The organism is Microbacterium sp. NPDC091662 (genome assembly GCF_044756705.1).
GTDB lineage: Bacteria > Actinomycetota > Actinomycetes > Actinomycetales > Microbacteriaceae > Microbacterium.
Map to the genome: position 1 here is coordinate 67424 of NZ_JBIVTM010000001.1, position 21003 is coordinate 88426.

The 21003-nt window shown below is 67.8% G+C and carries 20 protein-coding genes; 17 read left to right on the forward strand and 3 right to left on the reverse strand.

Features of this window, described 5'->3' with window-relative positions; genetic code table 11:
* Positions 1-70: 70 nt before the first annotated feature.
* The gene (gene pknB, locus ACIQLD_RS00335) at positions 71-2017 is read right to left on the reverse strand and encodes a Stk1 family PASTA domain-containing Ser/Thr kinase (RefSeq protein WP_402603742.1); all 1947 of its coding nucleotides are present in this window, start codon (positions 2015-2017) and stop codon (positions 71-73) included.
* Between the two features lie 78 nt (positions 2018-2095).
* The gene (locus ACIQLD_RS00340) at positions 2096-3292 is read right to left on the reverse strand and encodes a LysM peptidoglycan-binding domain-containing protein (RefSeq protein WP_402603744.1); all 1197 of its coding nucleotides are present in this window, start codon (positions 3290-3292) and stop codon (positions 2096-2098) included.
* 121 nt (positions 3293-3413) lie between these two features.
* On the opposite strand from ACIQLD_RS00340, the gene ACIQLD_RS00345 reads away from it, so the two are divergent.
* Complete coding sequence (locus ACIQLD_RS00345; RefSeq protein ID WP_402603747.1) at positions 3414-3779, forward strand: Rv2175c family DNA-binding protein; 366 nt, start codon at positions 3414-3416, stop codon at positions 3777-3779.
* Between the two features lie 31 nt (positions 3780-3810).
* Here the strand turns inward: ACIQLD_RS00345 and ACIQLD_RS00350 are convergent, their stop codons facing one another.
* Complete coding sequence (locus tag ACIQLD_RS00350; protein WP_402603749.1) at positions 3811-4899, reverse strand: polyprenyl synthetase family protein; 1089 nt, start codon at positions 4897-4899, stop codon at positions 3811-3813.
* Positions 4900-4996: 97 nt separating this feature from the next.
* Between ACIQLD_RS00350 and ACIQLD_RS00355 the strand changes: the two genes are divergently transcribed.
* The 16 genes from ACIQLD_RS00355 (at position 4997) to ACIQLD_RS00430 (ending at position 20994) form a co-directional block, all read left to right on the forward strand.
* Positions 4997-5371 (forward strand): DUF3040 domain-containing protein, encoded by a 375-nt coding sequence (locus tag ACIQLD_RS00355; protein ID WP_029258357.1) that lies wholly within the window; start codon positions 4997-4999, stop codon positions 5369-5371.
* A 264-nt stretch (positions 5372-5635) separates the two neighbouring features.
* Entirely contained in the window at positions 5636-6067 is a 432-nt protein-coding gene (gene mraZ, locus ACIQLD_RS00360; RefSeq protein ID WP_017830220.1) for a division/cell wall cluster transcriptional repressor MraZ, read from the forward strand.
* 102 nt (positions 6068-6169) lie between these two features.
* Positions 6170-7108: a 16S rRNA (cytosine(1402)-N(4))-methyltransferase RsmH gene (gene rsmH / locus ACIQLD_RS00365; protein WP_402603753.1), complete on the forward strand. Its 939-nt coding sequence runs from the start codon at positions 6170-6172 to the stop codon at positions 7106-7108.
* Positions 7105-7671: a hypothetical protein gene (locus tag ACIQLD_RS00370; RefSeq protein ID WP_402603755.1), complete on the forward strand. Its 567-nt coding sequence runs from the start codon at positions 7105-7107 to the stop codon at positions 7669-7671. Before rsmH ends, ACIQLD_RS00370 begins: the two co-directional genes overlap by 4 nt.
* 24 nt (positions 7672-7695) lie before the next feature.
* On the forward strand, positions 7696-9465 hold the full coding sequence (locus tag ACIQLD_RS00375; protein WP_402603757.1) for a peptidoglycan D,D-transpeptidase FtsI family protein: 1770 nt from the start codon (positions 7696-7698) through the stop codon (positions 9463-9465).
* 27 nt (positions 9466-9492) lie between these two features.
* On the forward strand, positions 9493-10905 hold the full coding sequence (gene murF / locus ACIQLD_RS00380) for a UDP-N-acetylmuramoyl-tripeptide--D-alanyl-D-alanine ligase (RefSeq protein ID WP_402603759.1): 1413 nt from the start codon (positions 9493-9495) through the stop codon (positions 10903-10905).
* Positions 10902-12008, forward strand: a complete 1107-nt coding sequence (gene mraY, locus ACIQLD_RS00385; RefSeq protein WP_017830225.1) for a phospho-N-acetylmuramoyl-pentapeptide-transferase — start codon at positions 10902-10904, stop codon at positions 12006-12008. The genes murF and mraY overlap by 4 nt, the downstream gene beginning before the upstream one ends.
* Positions 11998-13533, forward strand: coding sequence for a UDP-N-acetylmuramoyl-L-alanine--D-glutamate ligase (gene murD, locus ACIQLD_RS00390; protein ID WP_402603761.1), 1536 nt, complete (start codon positions 11998-12000; stop codon positions 13531-13533). Before mraY ends, murD begins: the two co-directional genes overlap by 11 nt.
* The gene (gene ftsW, locus ACIQLD_RS00395) at positions 13502-14707 is read left to right on the forward strand and encodes a putative lipid II flippase FtsW (RefSeq protein ID WP_402603764.1); all 1206 of its coding nucleotides are present in this window, start codon (positions 13502-13504) and stop codon (positions 14705-14707) included. The genes murD and ftsW overlap by 32 nt, the downstream gene beginning before the upstream one ends.
* The gene (locus tag ACIQLD_RS00400) at positions 14704-15780 is read left to right on the forward strand and encodes a UDP-N-acetylglucosamine--N-acetylmuramyl-(pentapeptide) pyrophosphoryl-undecaprenol N-acetylglucosamine transferase (protein WP_402603767.1); all 1077 of its coding nucleotides are present in this window, start codon (positions 14704-14706) and stop codon (positions 15778-15780) included. Before ftsW ends, ACIQLD_RS00400 begins: the two co-directional genes overlap by 4 nt.
* A 40-nt stretch (positions 15781-15820) precedes the next feature.
* A complete protein-coding gene (murC, locus tag ACIQLD_RS00405; protein WP_402603769.1) occupies positions 15821-17221 on the forward strand; it encodes a UDP-N-acetylmuramate--L-alanine ligase in 1401 nt (466 codons plus the stop codon).
* A 3-nt stretch (positions 17222-17224) separates the two neighbouring features.
* Entirely contained in the window at positions 17225-18157 is a 933-nt protein-coding gene (locus ACIQLD_RS00410; RefSeq protein WP_402603771.1) for an FtsQ-type POTRA domain-containing protein, read from the forward strand.
* Positions 18158-18321: 164 nt separating this feature from the next.
* Positions 18322-19464 carry a cell division protein FtsZ gene (gene ftsZ, locus ACIQLD_RS00415; protein ID WP_402603773.1) on the forward strand — a complete coding sequence of 381 codons (1143 nt, stop codon included), beginning with the start codon at positions 18322-18324 and terminating at the stop codon, positions 19462-19464.
* Positions 19461-20168 (forward strand): YggS family pyridoxal phosphate-dependent enzyme, encoded by a 708-nt coding sequence (locus ACIQLD_RS00420; protein ID WP_402603776.1) that lies wholly within the window; start codon positions 19461-19463, stop codon positions 20166-20168. Before ftsZ ends, ACIQLD_RS00420 begins: the two co-directional genes overlap by 4 nt.
* A gap of 43 nt (positions 20169-20211) precedes the next feature.
* The gene (locus ACIQLD_RS00425) at positions 20212-20691 is read left to right on the forward strand and encodes a cell division protein SepF (RefSeq protein WP_402603778.1); all 480 of its coding nucleotides are present in this window, start codon (positions 20212-20214) and stop codon (positions 20689-20691) included.
* 3 nt (positions 20692-20694) lie between these two features.
* Positions 20695-20994: a YggT family protein gene (locus ACIQLD_RS00430; RefSeq protein WP_029258344.1), complete on the forward strand. Its 300-nt coding sequence runs from the start codon at positions 20695-20697 to the stop codon at positions 20992-20994.
* Positions 20995-21003: the final 9 nt, after the last annotated feature.

Sequence of the window (21003 nt, forward strand, 5' to 3'; positions counted from 1 at the left end):
ACCGGGGAGGGCGGCTTCTCTTCTGTCGTTCGCGTTCTCAGCGGGGACCGCGTGAGAACGGCGCCCCCTCTCAGCCGCTGAGCTGGATGGAGAGGTTCACCGTGCCGCCGCGGGGGAGCGACTTGTCCGGGCCGGGGTCCTGGCCGGTGACCTTGGCCATCTCGGCGAAGCCAGGCAGATCGCCCCAGGCGGCATAGGTCGACTTGAACCCGTTGTCGGAGAGGATCTTCTTGGCCTCGTTCAGGGTCTTGCCCGAGACATCCGGGACGGGGAAGAGCTCCGGGCCCTTCGAGACGATCAGCTGCACGCTGTCGCCCGGCCGCCAATTGCCCTCTTCTGCCCGATCGGCCACGCCGATGACCACGTCCTTGGCGACGTTGTCGCTGAAGGTGTACTGGGGGTCGGCGGTCACGGTGAGGCCCTTGTCCGTGAGCGTGGACGTCGCCTCGCCGACCGACATGCCCGCGACGTCGGGGAAGTCGCCGGCTGAGACGTACAGCTCGACCGTGTCGTCTTCGAAGATCTCGCAGCCGTCGCCGCAGATGTACGCCTCTCCGCCGGCCCTCGGGGTGACGTAGGCGTTGATGACGATCCCGGCGTCGGCGTCGGAGAAGAGCAGGAGCGATTTGTCCGTGACGTTGACGTTGAGGCCGGTGAGATAGTCGCGCGCGTCCTGCTCCGCACGTCCGTTCAGCGGATCGAGTGTGTGCGTCGCCGGCCCCGCGGAGACGATCACCGCGACAGACGCGCCCTTGTCGAGTCGCGCACCTTCAGCAGGATCCGTCTCGATCACGGTGCCCGCGGGGATGTCGATCGAGAACTCGTCCTTCTGTGTGGGCACGAATCCGGCGTCGGTGAGCGTCGCGGCGGCGGTGTCGTATGTCCCTCCGGCGACCGCGGGTACAGCGATCAGCGAGCCGGGGCCCGAGCCGAACCACCAGCCGACCCCGCCGGCGAGCACCGCCAGCAGCAGGACGAGGGTGAGCAGGAACGCACCGCGTGCGCGTCGTTTCGATGCCCGTCGGCGCAAGAGGGTCGCGTTGTCGAGCGCAGCAGGGACGGGCGCCGTGGGATCGGCGATCACCATCGTGCCCGGCAACACCTTGGTGAGGTCGCCGGAGTCGCCCTGACTGTGCTGCGGGGCGGTGGCTCTGGCAGCGGCAGGGGCGATGCCGAGGTCTCGCTCGATCTCGCGCAGGCGCTCGAGCATCTGCTGCGCGTCGTCGGGTCGGTCGTCGGGCGACTTCTCCGTGGCCCAGAGCACGAGCTCGTCGAGCTGCTCCGGCACTGCGGGGTTGCGGACGCTCGGCCGCGGCACCGACTCCGTGGCGTGCTGGAACGCGATCTGCATGGGCTGCTCGCCCTTGTAAGGCTGCTCGCCCACCAGCATCTCGTACAGCATGATGCCGAGTGCGTAGATGTCGCTGCGGGCGTCGGCCGTGCCGCGGGTGACGAGTTCAGGGGCGAGGTAGGCGATCGTCCCGAGCAGCTGCTGTCCGGTGGCGGTGTTCGCGGTGGTCGCTCGCGCGAGCCCGAAGTCGCCGATCTTGATGCGGCCGTCTTCGGCGAGGAGCACGTTCTCGGGCTTCACGTCGCGGTGCACGATCCCGGCGCGATGCGCGGCGGACAGACCGGCCAGGATCGCATCCATGATGGTGATGGTCTGCGGGATCGTGAGGCGCTTCTGCTCGCGCAGGAGCTCGCGCAGCGTGATGCCGGGCAGATACTCCATCACGAGATAGGCCAGCTCGCCGTCCTGCCCCTGGTCGAACACGTTCACGACGTGGGGGTCCGCCAAGCGGGCTGCGGCTCTGGCTTCCTGGATGAAGCGGCTCTGGAAGGCGGAATCGTCGCTGAGATGCGCGTGCATCACCTTGAGGGCGATGCGACGCTCCAGGCGGAGGTCGGTTGCGACGTACACCGTCGCCATGCCTCCGCGGGCGATGCGGGCACGCACACGGTAGCGGCCGTCGACAAGCCGCCCGATGAGGGGGTCGGCTTGCTGATTGGTCGTCACGTCAGAATTCTATGGAGAACTGGCTGAAAGACAGGGGAGCGGCTCACCCCTCGGGCCTGCGGGTTTTCCCGGATGTCGTCAACCGTGGAGTGCGAGCCAGGCATAGGCTTGCGTCTCCCACTGTCCGTACTTGTCCGGATAGGCCGAGATCTGCACCGCCTGGGCTGCTTCTGTGAAGGGCATGCTCTCCCAGCCGGGGATGTCCAGAAGGCCGCGCGTCACCTGACCGTTGGGGTCGCTCTGGCCGCCGTAGAAGACGCGCGTGCTCCGGTCGGCGTCCATGATCTGTGCAGGCGTTCCCCACCCTGTGCTGGGACGCTGCTGGAAGATGCCGAGCGAGTCGCGGTCGCCCCAGTCGAGGTTGCGCAGCCCGGACTCGACCATCCCGGTCGCGAGGGCGATCGCGATCGCACGATCCGAGACGCCGAGTTCGCGACCGATGCGGATGATCAGCGCCGCGTTCGCGGCCTGCTCAGCGGTGAGCGTCGCCGCCTGCGGGCCGCCGGCCGAGGCGGGGGCCGATGCGGGGGTCGGGACCGGTGCGGCGACTCCCTGCACGGAGAGCGTCTGGCCGGGGTAGATGATCGACGCGGGGCCGAGGCCGTTCGCGGCATACAGCGTCTGCGTCGTCGTGCCGTATTTCTGCGCGATGCCGAACAGGGTGTCTCCCGCGACGACCGTATGCGTCGCCGCGGACGTCGGCGCAACCGCAGGAGCGGGCGCCGCTGTCGGAGACGGCGCGGCCGCTGTCGCGGTGGCGACGACGAGGCTCTGGCCGGGGAAGATGACAGAGGCACGGGTGAGGCCGTTCGCTGACAGCACCGCATCCACGGTGGTGCCGTATCTCTGCGCGATGGCGTAGACGGTGTCGCCGGCGACGACCTGGTGCGTGGTCGCCGGCACGGGGGCGGGGGCCGGGGCGACCGCGGGAGCGGGAGTGGCTGCTGCTGCCTGCTGGAGGGTCAGGGTCTGGCCCGGGTAGATGACGGAGCGCCAGGAGAGGCCGTTCCAGGTCAGTACGTCGACCGCGCGCAGTCCGAAGCGCGTCGCGATGGCCGAGACCGTGTCGCCGGGCTGGACGACGTAGCTCGACGGGGCGGCTTCTGTCGGGACTACGCGTGCGGGCAGGAGGCGTGGGCGCTCCACCGCGGCGGTGTCCGATGGAGCGGCGTGGGCAGGCGTGGCGGTGAGTGTGGTCGCCAGGGCCCCGAGCACCGCAGCAGGCACTCCGATCTGCAGGTGCCGTGTTCGTCGCGTGGCGGTCTTGAGTATCAAGGCTTGCCCCCTTTTCGAGCTTTTCACGCTGACACGGATGTAAACAGAAGTCAACAGAAGTGACGCAAGTGAAGGATGTGACTGGTGGGTCGACATGCATCGGTCACGCAGAGGTGAGATAGTGGGCAACGTGTCTGAGAACGTTGCTGGATCCCCTGCCGCCGCCGTCGAGTGGCTGACGATGCCCGACCTCGTCGAGGTGCTCGACGAGCCCCTCGGCCGAGTGCGTCGTCTGATCGATGAGCACTACCTCGTCGGGTCGCGTCGCAACGGGGCCTTCGCCGTGCCGTCGGTGTTCATCGTCGACGGCCACCCGCTGAGTTCTCTGCGGGGAACGGTGATCGTCCTTCAGGACGCCGGATTCACGGACGACGAGTTGATCGACTGGTTGCTTGCCGAAGAAGAGAGCCTTGGCCGCTCGCCGATCGAGGCACTGCTGGCCGGACACAAGAGCTCGGTCCGACGCCTCGCGCGCACGCTCGCCTGACCCCGGTCGTGAGCAAGCCTGACCCCGGTCGTCAGGAGGAGCGCACGGTGGCCGCGCGTGCGAGGTCTCGCAACTCGCCGACGGCGGCGTTGTCGAGCCGCGCGCCCGAGAGTGCGCGATCGGCCTCGCGTGCGAAGTCGGCGATCATCGTCTCGACCTGACCCAGTGCTCCCGAATCGGTGATCGTCGCCTGCAGGAACGACACCTGCTGTGGCGTCAGGTCGGGGTCGCCGAGCATCTCATCCAGGAGATTCCGCGCGGAAGCGTCGAGAGTCTGTCTGGTGAGCGCGATCAGTACCGTGCGCTTCCCCTCGCGAAGATCGTCTCCGGTCGGTTTCCCGGTGAGAGATGCGTCGCCGAAGACGCCGAGCACGTCGTCGCGAAGCTGGAAGGCCATGCCGATCGGATGCCCGAAGCGGCGCAGTGCTGCCAGCTGGTCCGCGTCGGCTCCGCTGAAGGCGCCCCCCAGAACCAGAGGCTGCTCGATGCTGTACCTGGCGGATTTGAGGGACGCCACGCGCAGAGCCCTTTCGGCGTGGAGACCTCCGTCGTTCACGCTCCACGCCGACTCCTCGGCGATGTCCAGGAACTGGCCGGTGGTCACGTCCCTCCGCATCCGGGCGTACTCGGTACGCACGGCGCGCGCGTGTGGCTGTCCCTCGAGCGCCGACTCCAGCAGGTCATCGCTCCAGGCGACGAGGAGATCGCCGAGGAGTATGGCCGATGCTCGGCCGAACATCTCCGCGTCTCCCGACCATCCCGAGGCGCGATGAGACGTCTCGAGCGCGCGATGCGCAGCGGGCCGGCCCCGGCGGGTGTCGGAGTTGTCGATCAGATCATCGTGGACGAGCGCGGCCGACTGGAAGATCTCCAAGGCGGTGCACATGTCCCACAGGGCATCGGTCTCCGTGGCCGCACGGTCGCCGAACTTCGCGACGGCGCGCCAACCCGCGTGGCAGAACCGGGCACGAAGTCGCTTGCCTCCATCGAGTGTGCCGGCGGCGGCATCGAGGAACGTCGCCGCATCAGGGCCGTAGTCCGTCGCTTCTTCGCGCATCCGCGCGAGGAAGCGCTCGAGGTGTGCGGCGACGGCATCGGGGACGGGGGAGGAGGGCGGCACGACTCCCAGCATACGTAAAGCAAGGGGACGCCGAACTGCTAGCCCCGGACGCCTCGGCGCGCGTAGAATGGAAGGCACGATACCCGAGGGGGACGAAATGCCACTCTCCGAACAGGAGCAGCGTCTGCTCGACGAGATGGAACGCCATCTCCTTCACAATGATGCCGACGTCGTGACCGCGCCGTCCGGCGATCGAGCATTGAGCTACCGAAATCTCGTCTACGGAGCGCTCCTCCTGCTCGCCGGTGTCGGCGGTCTGGTCGCCGGAGTGATCCTCGGCGGAGTCTGGGGCATCGTCGTCGGTGTCGTCGGATTCGCCGCCATGCTCGCCGGCGTCATGGTCGCCGTGACACCTGTGCGGCGCACGACCGCGACCACGCCCCGTGAGCGCTCCGCTCCGAAACGACAGGAATCGGCGTCTTTCATGGATCGGATGAATGACCGATGGGATCGACGCCAGGACGGTCACTGACCTCCACAGACTTTCACGACAGAAGCCCGGATGCTGAGCATCCGGGCTTCTGTCGTTAACGAAGGTCGCGGGAGGCGGTCTCGTTGATCCGGCAGATCCCTCCACCTGCCCTCCACCATCCTCCACCGCGGAATTCCGCGGTTCTTCGGCGTGCCCGTCGAGGAAACCCGCGATAGTCTGCGGATTGGTCGTAGGTATGTGGAGGAAAGTGGAGTAAAGTGGGGCGCACCTCGAGTTGGCCGGACGCAGAGGGGGTGATGGCCGATGTTGCTGGGTACGCACTCACCGAAGCTGGACGACAAAGGACGGGTCATCCTTCCTGCGAAGTTCCGTGAAGACCTCGGCGGCGGCATCGTCGTCACCCGAGGCCAGGAACGGTGCCTCTACGTGTTCAGCACGGCCGAGTTCGAGGCGATGCACGAGCGGATCCGTCAGGCGCCGCTCGCCAACAAGCAGGCGCGTGACTTCATGCGACTGTTCCTCTCCGGAGCCAGCGCGGAGATGCCAGACAGCCAGAACCGCATCACGATCCCGGCGCACCTGCGTCAGTACGCAGGTCTGCAGAAGGAACTCATCGTCACCGGAGTCGGCGCACACGCCGAGATCTGGGATGCCGAGAGCTGGAACGCCTACCTCGCCGCCGGCGAGGAGACCTACTCCGACCTCGAGCAGGAGGTGATTCCGGGACTCTTCTGACCACGGCTGTGATGCCCCGCCGCTCCCGCCCCGACACACTTCCCCGGTGCCGGGTCGAGAAGCGGAGGGGGATCAGAGCCGAAGGTCACCCCGAGAAAGATCATGAACCTCCGAGACATCCACACCCCAGTACTGCTCGACCGCTGCGTCGAACTGCTCGCTCCCGCCCTCCAGGCGGACGGAGCGGTGCTCGTCGATGCCACCCTCGGCATGGGGGGACACTCCGAAGCACTGCTCGAACGCTTCCCGAACATCCGCCTGGTCGGTCTCGATCGCGACACCGACGCGCTGCGCATCGCGGGGGAGCGGCTCGCCCGCTTCAAGGACCGTGTCACGCTCGTGCACACCGTGTACGACGAGATCGGCCTGCATGCGCAGGGGGCGTCGGGGATCCTCTTCGATCTCGGAGTCTCGTCCCTGCAACTCGACGAGGCAGAGCGCGGATTCGCGTATTCGAAGGATGCCCCGCTCGACATGCGCATGGATCAGACGAAGGGCGTCACCGCGGCCGAGGTGATCGCCACGTACAGCGAGGGCAACCTCCGCCGTATCTTCGAGCGCTACGGCGAGGAGAAGCTCGCGGGTCGATACGCGCGCTTCATCATCGAGGCGCGTCAGAAGCAGCCGATCACCCGGTCCGGTGAACTCGTCGAGATCCTGATCGCGGCGACTCCCGCTGCCGCCCAGCGCGCGGGGCACCCGGCCAAGCGCGTGTTCCAGGCGCTGCGCATCGAGGTGAATACGGAGCTCAACGTGCTCGCGGACGCGATCCCGTCGGCGATGGACGCGCTCGACGTCGGTGGTCGCATCGTCGTGATGTCGTACCAGTCGCTCGAGGATCGCCTCGTGAAGCAGGCTTTCGCCGCGGCTTCCGCGTCGACCGCTCCCGCCGGGCTTCCGGTGGAGCTCCCCGAACACGCTCCGCGGTTCCGCATCCTGACCAAGGGCGCCGAGCTCGCCGATGACGAAGAACGCGCGCGCAACCCGCGGGCGATCCCGGTGCGCCTGCGCGCCGCCGAGAAGCTGCGGGAGAGCGCATGAGCCTGAACGCCGTCGTCCGGAAGCCGGTGCAGCCGGTCGCGCCGGAGAAGACGCCGCAGCGGAAGCTGCAACCGGTCACGAGGCAGGCAGCCCGCCGCAAGCCGAAGCTCGCTTACGCCCTCATCGCGCTCGGCGGAGCACTCGCGATCGGAGCCGCGCAGATCGGGCTGTCGCTCGCCATCACCCAGGATTCGTTCACTCTCGCGAGTCTCTCGTCACAGCAGCGCGAACTGAACCTCAAGACCCATGCGCTCCAGGAGGAGCTCACCGGCGTCAGCTCGCCGCAGGTGCTCGCGAGCAGCGCCGCCGGGCTCGGGATGGTGGTCGCCGGTTCGCCGTCGTACCTGCGTCTCAGCGACGGCGCCGTCTTCGGCACCGGTGCAGGGGCCGACTGGACGTCGACCGTCAATCCCGCCGGCGTCGGTGCCGTGAGCAACTCGCTCATCGTGGAGCCGCCGCCTCCTCCCGCGGAGACCGAGGACGGGACGGCGACGACCGAGCAACCGGCGCAGGAACTCCCGCCGTCGATCACCGACGGCCTCCCCAGCCCCACCACGCACTGACCCCACGATCGACGGAGAGGTCCCATGACGACACGAGCCACCCGCGGACCGCGGCGACGCACCGTCGTCGCTCTCGCCGTCATCCTCTCGGTGTTGGTCGCCTTCGTGGTGCGACTGGTCGATATCCAGGTGGTCAGCGCAGACGAGCACGTCTCCGAGTCCCTGGAGCATCTCGGGGCGAGCTCGGCCATTCCCGGCCAGCGCGGGTCGATCCTCGACTCCGACGGGACCGTTCTCGCCTCCAGCGTGATGGTCTATGACGCGCAGCTGAGTCCGCAGGTCATCATGCTGCTCGAGGAGAAGGACCCGAAGCTGCCGTGGGCCGAAGCGTCCGACAAGATCGCGGCCATCACCGGGCAGACCGGCGATGAGGTGCGAACCCTGGTATCGAACGCTCTCGCGGAGAATCCGGACAGTCAATACGCGCCGCTCAAGAAGGGCCTGAACACGGAGCAGTACATGGCTCTGCGGGATCTCGGGGTCGGTTCCTACCTCTCTTTGAAGGCGCGCGAGACACGGGTCTACCCGAACGGTGCGGTCGCGGGCAACATCCTCGGCTTCCTCGACAACTCGGGAGAGGCGCAGGCCGGTGTAGAGAAGCTCGACGACTCCTGCCTGGCGCCCATCGACGGCGAGGAGACGTACCGCAAGGGCAAAGACGGCGTCGTGATTCCCGGGAGCGAACGCACGGTCGACGCCGTGAACGGCGGATCCGTGCAGCTGACCATCAACAGCGACCTCAACTGGTATCTACAGCAGATGATCGCCGAGGAGGCGCAGACGCAGGGCGCCAAGGGCGGCACGGTCACGGTCGTCGAGGTGAAGACGGGGAAGATCCGCGCCGCGGCCGAGTGGCCGGCGCTGGACCCGAACGATCTCGATGCTTCGACGCCGGCGACCAGGGCCAGCCAGATCTTCCACCGCGATTTCGAGCCCGGATCGACGTTCAAAGCGGTCACCGCCGCTGCCGCCATCGAGGGCGCGGGCCTGACCCCCCTCAGCACGGTGAGCGCGGCCTCGCGGGAGAAGTTCCCGAACGGTGCCGTCGTCAACGACGCGTTCAGCCACCCCGCGTACAACTACACCCTCGCCGGGGGACTCATTGACTCGTCGAACGTCGCGCTGTCGAAGTTCGGCACCATGGTGAGCCCCGAGGTGCGGTACGACTACCTCGAGCGGTTCGGGGTGGGGGACAAGACCCTCGACTTCCCCTCGGAGGTCGGCGGGATCCTGCACCCGGTCAGCGACTGGGACAACCAGTCGCTCTACACGACGACGTTCGGGCAGTACTTCACCGTGACGGCGGCCCAGCTCGCCGGTGCCTACCAGGCCATCGCGAACGGCGGAGAGAAGATCGATCTCTCACTCGTCGAGTCGTGCACCGGAGCGGACGGCACCGTCACCGCACCGGCCGACCCGAAGCGCGAGCAGATCATCAAGGAGCAGACCGCCGCCGAGCTGACACGCATGCTGGAGAACGTGGCGGTGCAGGGCGGCAACGCCGAGCGCATCCAGGTTCCGGGCTACCGCGTGACCAGCAAGACCGGTACGGCGCAGGTCTCCGACGGCAACGGCGGATACAAGGCCGGGGTGTACTACACCAGCATGGTGGGCTTCGCGCCGGTCGACGATCCGCAGTACGTCGTCGTGGTCACCCTCGACGAGCCGACTAAGGTTGTATCGTCCGCGGCCACCGCATCCGCCTTCCAGAAGGCGATGACGCAGGTGATGAAGACGTATCGCGTGATGCCGTCCTCTGTCCCGATGGACGAGCTCCTTCCCAAGTTCGGATAGTCGGCGAGAGCCGCGCATGGAGATGACATGATCGCCCTGACGCTCGCTGAGATCACCGCCGCAGTCGGCGGTGATCTGCGCGTGGCCGGAGAAGACACCGCCGAGACCGTGGTCGACGGTCTCGTCGACACCGATTCGCGCACGATGGGCCCCGGCTCGATCTTCGTCGCGAAGCCCGGGGCCGAGACCGACGGGCACCGATTCGTCGGCTCCGCTGTCGCCGCAGGCGCCACCCTGGCGATCGTCGAACACCCGGTGGACGTCGCCGTGAGCCAGATCGTGGTGCCGGACGCCGTCGCCGCCCTCGGTGCACTCGCCAAGGAGGTCGTCGCGCGCGTTCGCGCGGGCGGCGCGCTCCGGATCGTCGGCATCACCGGGTCGAACGGCAAGACCACCACGAAGAACTTCCTCGCACGCATCCTCGAGGGCGAGGGCGAGACCGTGGCGCCCGTGAAGTCGTTCAACAACGAGGTCGGCGCCCCCGTCACCATGCTCCGGGTCACGGAGGGCACCCGATTCCTCGTGAGCGAGTTCGGTGCTGCGGCCCCAGGGAGCATCGCTCACCTGGCGGGTCTCGTCGAGCCCGATGTCGCCGTCGTGCTGATGGTCGGCATGGCGCACGCCGGCGGATTCGGCGGTATCGAGGCGACGGCGAAGGCGAAGGCCGAACTCGTCGCCGCCGCCCGCGTGCCCGGAACCGCCGTCCTCAACGTCGACGATCCCCGGGTCGCCGCCATGCGTGAACTCGCGGACTCTCGTGGACTGCGCACGGTCGGCTTCGGCCAGGGTCCCACGGCGGACGTACGCGCACACGACATCGAGGTGTCCGCCGCCGGCACGTCCTGCGTCATCGAGGTCGACGGCGCACGGCTTCCTCTGCGGCTGCGCGTGCTCGGAGCGCATCACATCTCCAACGCTCTGGCGGCGATCGCCGCAGCGCGCGTGCTCGGCGTCGCGGCAGCGGACGCCGTGGCCCGGTTGGAGACGGTCGAGATCGCCGAACGGTGGCGCATGCAGCCTCTGGGCAGCGATCGGGTGCGGATCATCAACGACGCCTACAACGCCAGCCCGGACTCCATGGCCGCCGCTCTGCGCACGCTCGCGCAGATCACGGGCCCCGACGAGCGCACCGTCGCGGTCCTCGGCGCCATGAGCGAACTCGGCGAGAGCGCGGGGGAGGAGCACGACCGGATCGGGCTGCTCGCGGTGCGTCTCAACATCCAGCGGATCGTCGTCGTCGGCCCCGAGGCGAGGCGGCTCTATCTCGCCGCAGTCGGCGAGGGCTCCTGGGACAGCGAAGCCGTGCACCTGCCCGACCAGGACTCGGCGTTCGAGTACCTCCGCACCGAGCTCCGCGACGGCGACCGCGTGCTCGTGAAGTCATCCAACTCCGTGGGGCTCCGGCATCTCGGCGATCGTCTGGGAGAATTGTTCTCGTGAGGTCTCTCATCATGTCGGCGGCGATCTCGCTCGCCTTCACCCTGTTCCTGACTCCCGTCTTCCTCCGGCTCTTCCGGAAGTGGGGCTGGGGGCAGGTCATCCGTACCCCGGAGTCCGTCCACAACCCGAGTCACGAGGCCAAGCGCGGCACCCCCACGATGGGCGGCGTCATCTTCATCGTCGGCTCGATGGTCGGCTACTTCACCGGTGTGCTGGTGAGCGGCGAGGTTCCTGCACTGTCGGCGCTTCTGGTGATCTGGCTGATGGTCGGATTCGGCGCCGTCGGCTTCATCGACGACTACATGAAGGTGCGCAGCCAGCGCAGCCTCGGGCTCTCCGGCTGGCGCAAGGTGATCGGCCAGCTACTGGTCATCATCCCCTTCGGAATCGTCGCGCTGAACTTCCCGAACAAGTGGGGCCAGACGCCGGCGAGCTCGGCGATCTCGCTGTTCCGCGACATCACCTGGCTCAACCTGTTCGCCTTCGGCGTGGTGCTCGGATGGATCCTCTACCTCGTGTGGATCTCGATCATCGGGGTCGCGACGTCGAACAGCGTGAACCTGACCGACGGTCTCGACGGCCTCGCGGCCGGAGCCGGAGTCATCGTCGTCGGCGCGTACAGCGTGATCGCATTCTGGCAGTTCAAGCAGCCCTGTATCGGCGGGGATCCCGACGCGCTCGGCGGATGCTACGAAGTGCGCGATCCGTTCAACCTGGCCATCATCGCGGCCTCGTTCGCCGCGAGCCTCATCGGATTCCTGTGGTGGAACGCCCCCAAGGCGAAGGTCTTCATGGGCGACGTCGGCTCGATGGCGATCGGCGGTGTCATCACCGCGATGGCGATCCTCACCCGCACCGAACTCCTCCTGCTCGTGATCGCCGGCGTCTTCGTCCTGTCGTCCGGCTCCGTCATCCTGCAGCGCACATACTTCAAGCTCACGCGCGGCAAGCGCCTCTTCCTCATGAGCCCCTTCCATCACCACCTCGAGATGCGCGGGTGGTCCGAGGTCACGATCGTGGTGCGGATGTGGATCATCGCGGGCCTGCTCGCCGTCTCGGCCGTCGGACTCTTCTACGTCGAATGGTTGACCCGTGTCGACTGATCGTCTCGCCGGGCTGACGAGCTGGAACGCCGACTGGAGCGGTCTGCGGGTCGCCGTGCTCGGCCTCTCCATGACAGGCTTCTCGGTCGCGGACACGCTGGCCGAACTGGGTGCCGACGTGCTCGTGCTGAGCGAATCCGCCGAGGAGGAGTACGAACGCCTGCTCCCGGTGATCGGCGCCAGACTCGAACTGGGCTCGCTCGCCGAAGTGCCGACAGCTCTCGTCGACTTCGCGCCCGAGGTCGTCATCGCCTCGCCGGGCTTCTCTCCGTCGCATCCGCTCATCCGGTGGGCGCAGGAGTCGGATATCGCGATCTGGGGCGATGTCGAGCTCGCCTGGCGCGTGCGCGACAAGGTCGTCCGCGACGACGGCACGCCGGCGGACTGGGTGCTCATCACCGGGACCAACGGCAAGACCACGACGACCCAGCTGACGGCCACGCTGCTCGTCGAGGGCGGGCTGCGGGCGGCTCCCTGCGGGAACATCGGGGTGCCGGTGCTCGACGCGGTGCGCGACCCCGCGGGATTCGACGTCCTGGTCGTCGAGCTCTCCAGCCATCAACTCTGGTATCTGGGGCAGTCGTGCCCCGAGGGAGAGCTGTTCCCCTACGCCTCCGTGTGCCTCAACCTCGCCGACGACCACCTCGTCTGGCATGGGAGCGCCGAGGCCTATCGTGACGCGAAAGCCCTGGTCTACCGCAATACCAGGATCGCGTGCGTCTACAACAAGGCGGATGAGGCCACCCGGCAGATGGTCGAGGAGGCGGAGGTCGTCGAAGGTGCGCGCGCCATCGGCTTCGATCTCGGCATCCCCGGCCCCAGCGATCTCGGAGTGGTCGAAGGACTGCTCGTGGACCGGGCCTTCCTCGACGACCGCTCGCGCAGCGCCCTCGAACTGACGACCATCGCCGATCTCGATGCCGCAGGTCTCGCCGCACCCCACATCGTGCAGAACATCCTCGCCGCGAGCGCGCTGGCGCGGTCGCTCGGCGTCGAGCCGGAGGCGATCCACACCGCCCTCCAGTCCTTCCACCTCGATGCCCACCGTATCGAGGTCGTCGCCCGGCACCGCGGCATCACCTGGATCGATGACTCGAAGGCGACGAATCCGCACGCCGCGGCGTCGTCGCTACGCGCGTACCCCGGTGCCGTGTGGGTGCTCGGCGGAGATCTGAAGGGCGTCGACATCTCCGATCTCGTCGCCGACGTCGGGACAACGGCACGAGCCGCCGTCGTGATCGGGGTCGAGCGCTCGGCAGTGGTCACGGCATTCGGGCGACACGCGCCCGCGGTGCCGGTGTTCGAGGTGGATGCTGGCGAGACTGGACAGGTCATGAACCGTGTCGTGGAGATCGCCGCGGGGATCGTCGACGACGAGGGGACAGTCCTGCTGGCCCCGGCGGCGGCATCCTTCGACCAGTTCTCCGGCTACGCGGAACGGGGCCATCGCTTCGCCGAGGCGGTGCGGGACTGGATCGACCGGGGGAGCGCCGATGACACAGGTATCTCGCCCTCCGCGGTCTGAGTCCGGCGGTCTCGCGGCCAGGGTCTCGCTTGGGCGCCGGTTCACCCCGGTGTCGACGGAGTTCCTGCTCATCGCGTCGACCGCCCTGCTGCTCACGCTCTTCGGCCTCGTCATGGTGCTGTCGGCGACGAGCGCGACAGCCGTCTCCAAGGGCGTCAATCCGATGGACGGCGTGCTCCGCCAGGGAGTCTTCGCGCTCCTCGGCATCCCGCTGATGTTCTTGATCAGCCGTCTGCCCGTCGACTTCCTGAAGAGGATGGCCTGGCCTGCCCTGTTCGGCGCCGTAGCGCTGCAGATGCTCGTGTTCACCCCGCTGGGCATCGAAGACGGCGGAAACCGTAACTGGGTCAAGATCGCGGGCTTCACCCTGCAGCCGTCGGAGTTCCTCAAGCTCGCCCTCGCGCTCTGGATCGCCGCTGTGCTGCTGCGCAAGCGCGCGATGCTCGGCACCTGGCATCACGTGTTCATCCCTGTGATCCCGGTCGGCGCGCTGGCGATCGGCACCGTGCTCGCGGGCAAGGACCTCGGCACCGCGATGGTGCTGGTGCTCATCCTCCTCGGGTGCCTCTTCTTCTCGGGGGTCAAGCTCCGGCTGTTCATCATCCCGCTCATCCTCGGCGTCATCGCGGTGCTCGCCTACGCGCTGTCGAGCGAGGACCGCATGCGGCGCATCACCGCGACCTGCGACAACATGGCGCTCTACTACACGGACTGCTACCAGTCGATCCACGGGATCTGGGGGATGGCGACCGGCGGCATCTTCGGGCTCGGGCTCGGCAACTCGCAAGAGAAGTACGGGTGGCTCCCTGCCGCAGGCAACGACTTCATCTTCGCGATCGTCGGCGAGGAGCTCGGCCTGATCGGCTGCATCGTGGTGCTCGCCCTGTTCACGTTCTTCACGATCGGCGCCTTCCACATCATCCGCAAGACGCCGGATCCGTTCATCCGCGTGGCTGCCGGCGGCATCACGGTGTGGATCGTCGGTCAGGCCGTCATGAACGTCGGCGTCGTGATCGGTGTCTTCCCGGTGATGGGCGTCCCCCTCCCGTTCATGTCCCAGGGCGGTACCGCCCTGCTCGCGGTGCTCATCGCGTGCGGCGTGCTGTTGGCCTTCGCGCGTACGATTCCTGTGACCGAGAAGCAGTCAGCCGAGCGGGGTAGGGTCACCAGGTGACCTCGTATCTCCTCGCCGGCGGTGGCACCGCCGGTCATGTCAACCCCCTGCTCGCCGTCGCGGACGGTCTCCGCGCACGCGATGCCGAAGCCTCCGTGCTCGTGCTCGGCACGGCCGAGGGGCTGGAGTCCCGTCTCGTCCCTGCGCGCGGCTACGAACTGCTGATCGTCGACAAGGTGCCATTCCCGCGACGGCCGAACAGGCAGGCGATGTCGTTCCCCGGACGATTCCGCCGAGCCATCGCGCAGGTGCGCGATCACATCCGACGGCACAGCATCGACGTGGTGGTCGGCTTCGGCGGATACGCGTCCGCGCCGGCATACGTGGCCGCTCGCCGCGAGGGCGTGCCGTTCGTCGTGCACGAGGCGAATGCGAAGCCGGGTCTGGCGAATGTGCTCGGCGCACGCCGCGCCGCCGCGGTGGGGGTCGCCTTCGAAGGCACTCCGCTCCGTGGCGGCGAGCTCGTCGGAATGCCCCTGCGCCGAGAGGTGATCGCCCTCGACCGCGCGGCTTCGCGAGCGGAGGCGGCGGACTATTTCGGTCTCGACGCCGAGCGCCCCGTCCTCCTCGTCTTCGGCGGCTCACTGGGCGCGCAGCGTCTCAACGAAGCGCTCGCGGATTCGTGGCGCGACATCCTGAATGCCGGTTGGCAGCTGCTGCACGTGACCGGGGAGCGTAGCGATCTCGTCGACCCCGGCGTCGAAGGCTACGCGCTGCACCGTTACGTCGATCGCATGGATCTCGCCTTCGCTCTGGCTGATCTGATCGTCTCCCGCTCCGGGGCGGCGACCGTGAGTGAGATCAGCGCTCTGGGTATCCCGGCGTTGTACGTTCCCTATTCCGTGGGCAACGGCGAGCAGCGTCTGAACGCCGCCTCCGCCGTCGCTGCAGGAGCCGCGGAGCTGCTCGACGATGGGTCTTTCGACGGTGACGCGGTGCGTCGCATCGTCGTCCCGCTGCTCGGAGACAGAGAACGGATCGCGCGGATGGCTGCCGCGGCCGAGACGGCCGGGACCCGCACGGGAACCGAGAACGTCATCACCCTCATCGACCGCGCACTCGCCACCGCCTGACGCGGTCGGCGAGACCGAAGAAAAGTAGACTGAAGCGGAAATGATCAGACCCGACCTCTCCCTCCCCATTCCCGAGACGATCACCTCCGCGCACTTCATCGGCATCGGCGGTTCCGGCATGAGCGGTCTCGCGAAGATGTTCCTCGATGCCGGCATCCGCGTCTCCGGCAGCGACCGCGCCGATAGCGACAATCTGCGCGCGTTGGCCGCAGCCGGTGCGACGGTGCACGTGGGCCACGACGCGGCCCACCTCGGCGACGCCGACACCGTCGTGCACACGGGAGCGATCTGGCCGGAGAATCCCGAGTTCGTGACCGCGAAGGCCCGCGGACTCCATGTGATCCACCGATCTCAGGCGCTGCACTGGCTGATCGGCACCCGTCGTCTGGTCTCCGTCGCCGGTGCGCACGGAAAGACGACGTCGACGGGCATGGTCGTGACTGCCCTGCGTGAGCTCGGTGCTGATCCGCACTTCGTCAACGGCGGCGTGATCGAGCAGCTCGGCACATCCAGCGCGACGGGATCTGGCGATCTGTTCGTCATCGAAGCCGACGAATCCGATGGCACCTTCCTGCTGTACGACACCGCGGTCGCGCTGATCACCAACGTCGATCCCGATCACCTCGACCACTACGGATCGGACGAGGCATTCCACCAGGCGTTCGTGCAGTTCGCCGACGCCGCGACCCAGGCCGTCGTGATCTCCAGCGACGATCCCGGTGCGCTGCGGGTCGGTGCCGGTCTCTCTCACCCGACCGTTCTGACGTTCGGCCAGGCGGAGGGAGCGGACGTGCGCGTCACCGATATCGTCGCCGCAGGTCCCGTGGCGGCGACGGTGACCCACGGTGAGGAGCAGGCGCGCATGCAGCTCGCCGTTCCCGGCGTGCACAACGCGATCAACGCGGCGGGCGCTGTGACGGTGCTGCGTGCGCTGGGCTACTCCCTCGCCGACGCCGTCCGCGCCGTCGAAGGCTTCGCGGGCACGGTGCGTCGCCTGGAGCAGCACGGCGTCGCGCGTGGCGTCACGGTGTACGACGACTACTCGCACCACCCCACGGAGGTGCGGGCTGCGCTCGAGGCGATGCGCAGCATCGCGGGGTCGGGCCGGATCATCGCGATCCAGCAGCCCCACACCTACTCCCGCACCCAGCACATGTACCAGGAGTTCGCCGACGTCCTGGAAGAGTTCGCCGATCACACCGTGATGCTCGACGTGTACGGGGCCAGGGAAGACCCTGTGCCCGGCGTCACCGGCGAGCTGGTGAGCGGTGCGTTCCGAGATCCATCGCACGTGCACTACGTCGCAGACTGGCAGCAGGCGGCCGACTACACCGCGACGGTGGCACGAGAGGGTGACTTCGTCGTCACTCTCGGGTGCGGCAACGTCTACCAGATCATCCCGCAGGTTCTGGATTCGCTGCGTCGGACCGACGGGGCGTAGCCGATGCGTCGCCCTGCACCGCTTCCGACCACCCCGGATAGCCAGGGGGAGAAGGATGCCGCGCCGGCGGTGAAGTCCCGCCGACGGCGACGCGATGCCGAAGCGGAGGACGGGTTCTCGTCCTCCGGCGACGCGACGCCCGACGAGCACACGGATGACCCGTCAGCCGACGATCCGCAGCCGACGTCGACGAGGGATGTCTGGCGCGCGGCGCGCGCGCGTCGCAAGGCGCTCCGCGCCGAGATCCGCCGCTTCACCCAGCGATCGCGACGACGGAGGATCGTCTGGCTGAGCAGTATCGGCGCCGCCGTCCTGCTCGTCGGAGGCAGCGTCGCCGCCGCGTACAGTCCGCTCTTCGCCGTTCAGAAGATCAGCGTCGCCGGTGCCACCAGCCTCGACCCCGCCGCGATCGAGGCCGCGCTCGGGGACCAGCTCGGAACCCCGCTCGCTCTCGTCGATTCCAGCAAGGTGAAGGCCGCGTTGCTCGCCTTCCCTCTCATCGAGACATATGCCATCGAAGCGCGTCCGCCGCACGACCTCACGGTGCGCATCGTGGAACGCACTCCGGTGGGCGTTCTCCGCTCGGACGCCGGCTACACGCTGGTCGATGCTGCCGGTGTCGCGCTCTCCACCACCTCGGATCAGCCCGCGGGGCAGCCGGTGATCGACGTCCCTGGCGGCGTCGATTCCGCGGCGTTCCGCAGCGCGGGTCTCGTGGTGCGTTCGCTCCCCGCCGATGTCCGTGCCGCACTGACGGGGATCAGCGCGAGCACGGCCGATGACGTCACTCTGACGCTCAGCAGCGGGTTGACCGTGGTGTGGGGGAGCGCTGAGGAGTCCGCATTGAAGGCGGTGGTCCTCTCGAAGGCCATGGGCGCGAACCCCGACGCCGCATCGATCGACGTCACTTCCGCCGAAGTCGCCGTCGTCGGCTGACCGCTTTCGCGGGGAATGGCGCGACACGCCCGTGTCTTCGCGCGTGCGCAGCCGGGCGGCGCTTACCGTCAATCAAAGAGAACGCAATACCGGGAAATACTTTACACCTCTACTTGAGGTTTAAGGTTCACCCACTTCCAGGCTCGAATAATCGGAGGCCGGCCATGAGCCAGAACCAGAACTACCTCGCCGTGATCAAGGTCGTCGGCGTCGGCGGTGGCGGCGTCAACGCCGTGAACCGCATGATCGATCTCGGCCTCCGCGGAGTCGAGTTCATCGCCGTGAACACCGACGCGCAGGCGCTGCTCATGAGCGACGCCGACGTCAAGCTCGACGTGGGTCGTGAACTCACCCGCGGCCTCGGCGCCGGCGCTGACCCCGAGGTGGGTCGCCGTGCCGCAGAGGACCACGCTGAAGAGATCGAGCAGGCTCTGACCGGTGCCGACATGGTCTTCGTGACGGCTGGTGAGGGCGGTGGCACCGGCACCGGCGGCGCGCCCGTCGTGGCCCGCATCGCGAAGTCGATCGGCGCCCTCACCATCGGTGTCGTGACCAAGCCGTTCTCGTTCGAGGGCCGTCGCCGCCAGAGCCAGGCCGAGGCCGGAGTGTCCAAGCTCAAGGAAGAAGTCGACACCCTCATCGTGGTGCCCAACGATCGTCTGCTCGAGATCAGCGACCGCGGCATCTCGATGATCGAGGCATTCGCCACGGCCGATCAGGTCCTTCTCGCCGGTGTGCAGGGAATCACCGACCTGATTACGACCCCGGGTCTCATCAACCTCGACTTCGCCGACGTGAAGTCGGTCATGCAGGGTGCCGGATCGGCACTCATGGGCATCGGTTCCGCGCGCGGTGCCGACCGTGCCATCAAGGCTGCGGAGTTGGCGGTCGAGTCTCCGCTTCTGGAAGCCAGCATCGAGGGTGCGCACGGCGTGCTGCTCTCGATCCAGGGTGGCTCGAACCTCGGAATCTTCGAGATCCACGATGCCGCCGACCTCGTCAAGGAGGCTGCGCACCCCGAGGCCAACATCATCTTCGGTACGGTCATCGACGACACTCTCGGCGACGAGGTGCGGGTGACGGTGATCGCGGCCGGCTTCGACGGCGGCGAGCCCTCCCTGCGTCTGGACCCGATGGTGGTGTCGCGGCCGTCCACGACGCCGCTTCCCGAGGTCGCGCTCGCGGACGAGGCCGAGAGCAAGAGCGAGACGGTGCAGCCCGAGCCTGTGCAGCAGCGCGTTCCGACCACCAGCATCGAGCCGGCGTTCGCCGATGACGACATCGACATCCCCGAATTCCTGAAGTGACCTCTCCGGTCGACGCCTCGGGGACTTCCCCCCTGGCTGCGCGGCTGTCGGCGATCGACGAGAAGATCGCCGCGGCCGCGCAGGTCGCGGGTCGACGGCCTGAGGAGATCACCCGTATCGTCGTGACGAAGTTCCACCCCGCCTCCCTGGTGCGTGATCTGTACGAACTCGGGGTGCACGACGTCGGGGAGAACCGCCAGCAGGAGCTGTCGGCGAAGGGGACCGAGGTCGCCGCGCCGGATCTGCGCTGGCACTTCATCGGCCAGGGACAGACCAACAAGGCGGCGGCGATCCGCAGGAGTGCGGACGTCGTGCACTCGGTCGATCGAGACCGCTTCGCGGACGCCCTGCACCGCGCGGCAGACGGCGACGACCGACTCGACGTGCTCGTGCAGATCAACCTCACCGACGATCCCGGGCGCGGGGGAGTCGTGCCGGCTCAGGCCATCGCCCTCGCGGAGCACGTCCTGGCGCTGCCGTCGCTGCACCTGCGCGGCGTCATGGCAGTGGCGCCCCTTGACGAGGAGCCCGCCTCGGCCTTCGCCCGGCTGCGCGATGTCGCGGACAGCGTCCGTTCCGTCGCCCCTTACGCGTCCTGGATCTCTGCCGGGATGACCGGAGACTTCGTCGAGGCCATCGCCGCCGGCGCGACACACCTGCGGATCGGCTCCGCAATCACCGGACCCCGGCCCGACCGGGGTTAACCTGTGAAAAGACCAGCCCGACACGTTCGAACCGGAGGACACGATGGGTAACCCACTGAAGAAGACCATGGTGTATCTCGGCCTCGCCGATGAAGAAGAGGTCTACGAGGAAGAGGCGCAGGCACCTGTCCGCGCTCACCGCGAGCGTGACCGCGACCGTGATCGTGAGGAGCCGGCACCGGCCCCTGTCACGCCGCTGCGCCGCCCCGTCGCCGTCCGTCAGCCGTCTGCAGGAGCCGTGAACGAGATTCTCACCGTCCACCCGAAGCAGTACCGCGACGCCCAGTTGATCGCGGAGAGCTTCCGCGAGGGCGTCCCGGTCATCATCAACCTCTCCCAGATGAGCGATGCCGACGCGCGTCGCCTCATCGACTTCGCGAGCGGGCTCTCCCTCGGCCTCTACGGCCGGATCGAGCGCGTGACCTCGAAGGTGTTCCTGCTGTCGCCGGAGAACATCGCCGTCTCGGGTCACGGGGGCATCGCACACGCAGACGCCGAGTCTGCGGGCTTCGACCAGTCGTAGCCCGTGCAGCTGGTCTCCGTCCTCGCGAGCATCGTTCACCTGGTGCTCCTGCTGTACGTCTTCGTGCTTTTCGCGCGCCTGATCCTGGACTACATCCCGATGTTCAATCGTGAATGGCGTCCCAAGGGATTCGGGCTCGTGCTCGCCGAGGCCGTCTACACCCTCACCGATCCGCCCATCCGGTTCTTCCGACGGATCATCCCGCCACTGCGGATCGGCTCGCTGTCGCTCGACTTCGGCTTTGCGCTGACCCTGCTGATCGTTCTGATTCTGATGAACGTCGTCGGGTTGTTCATCCGCTGAAATCCAGGC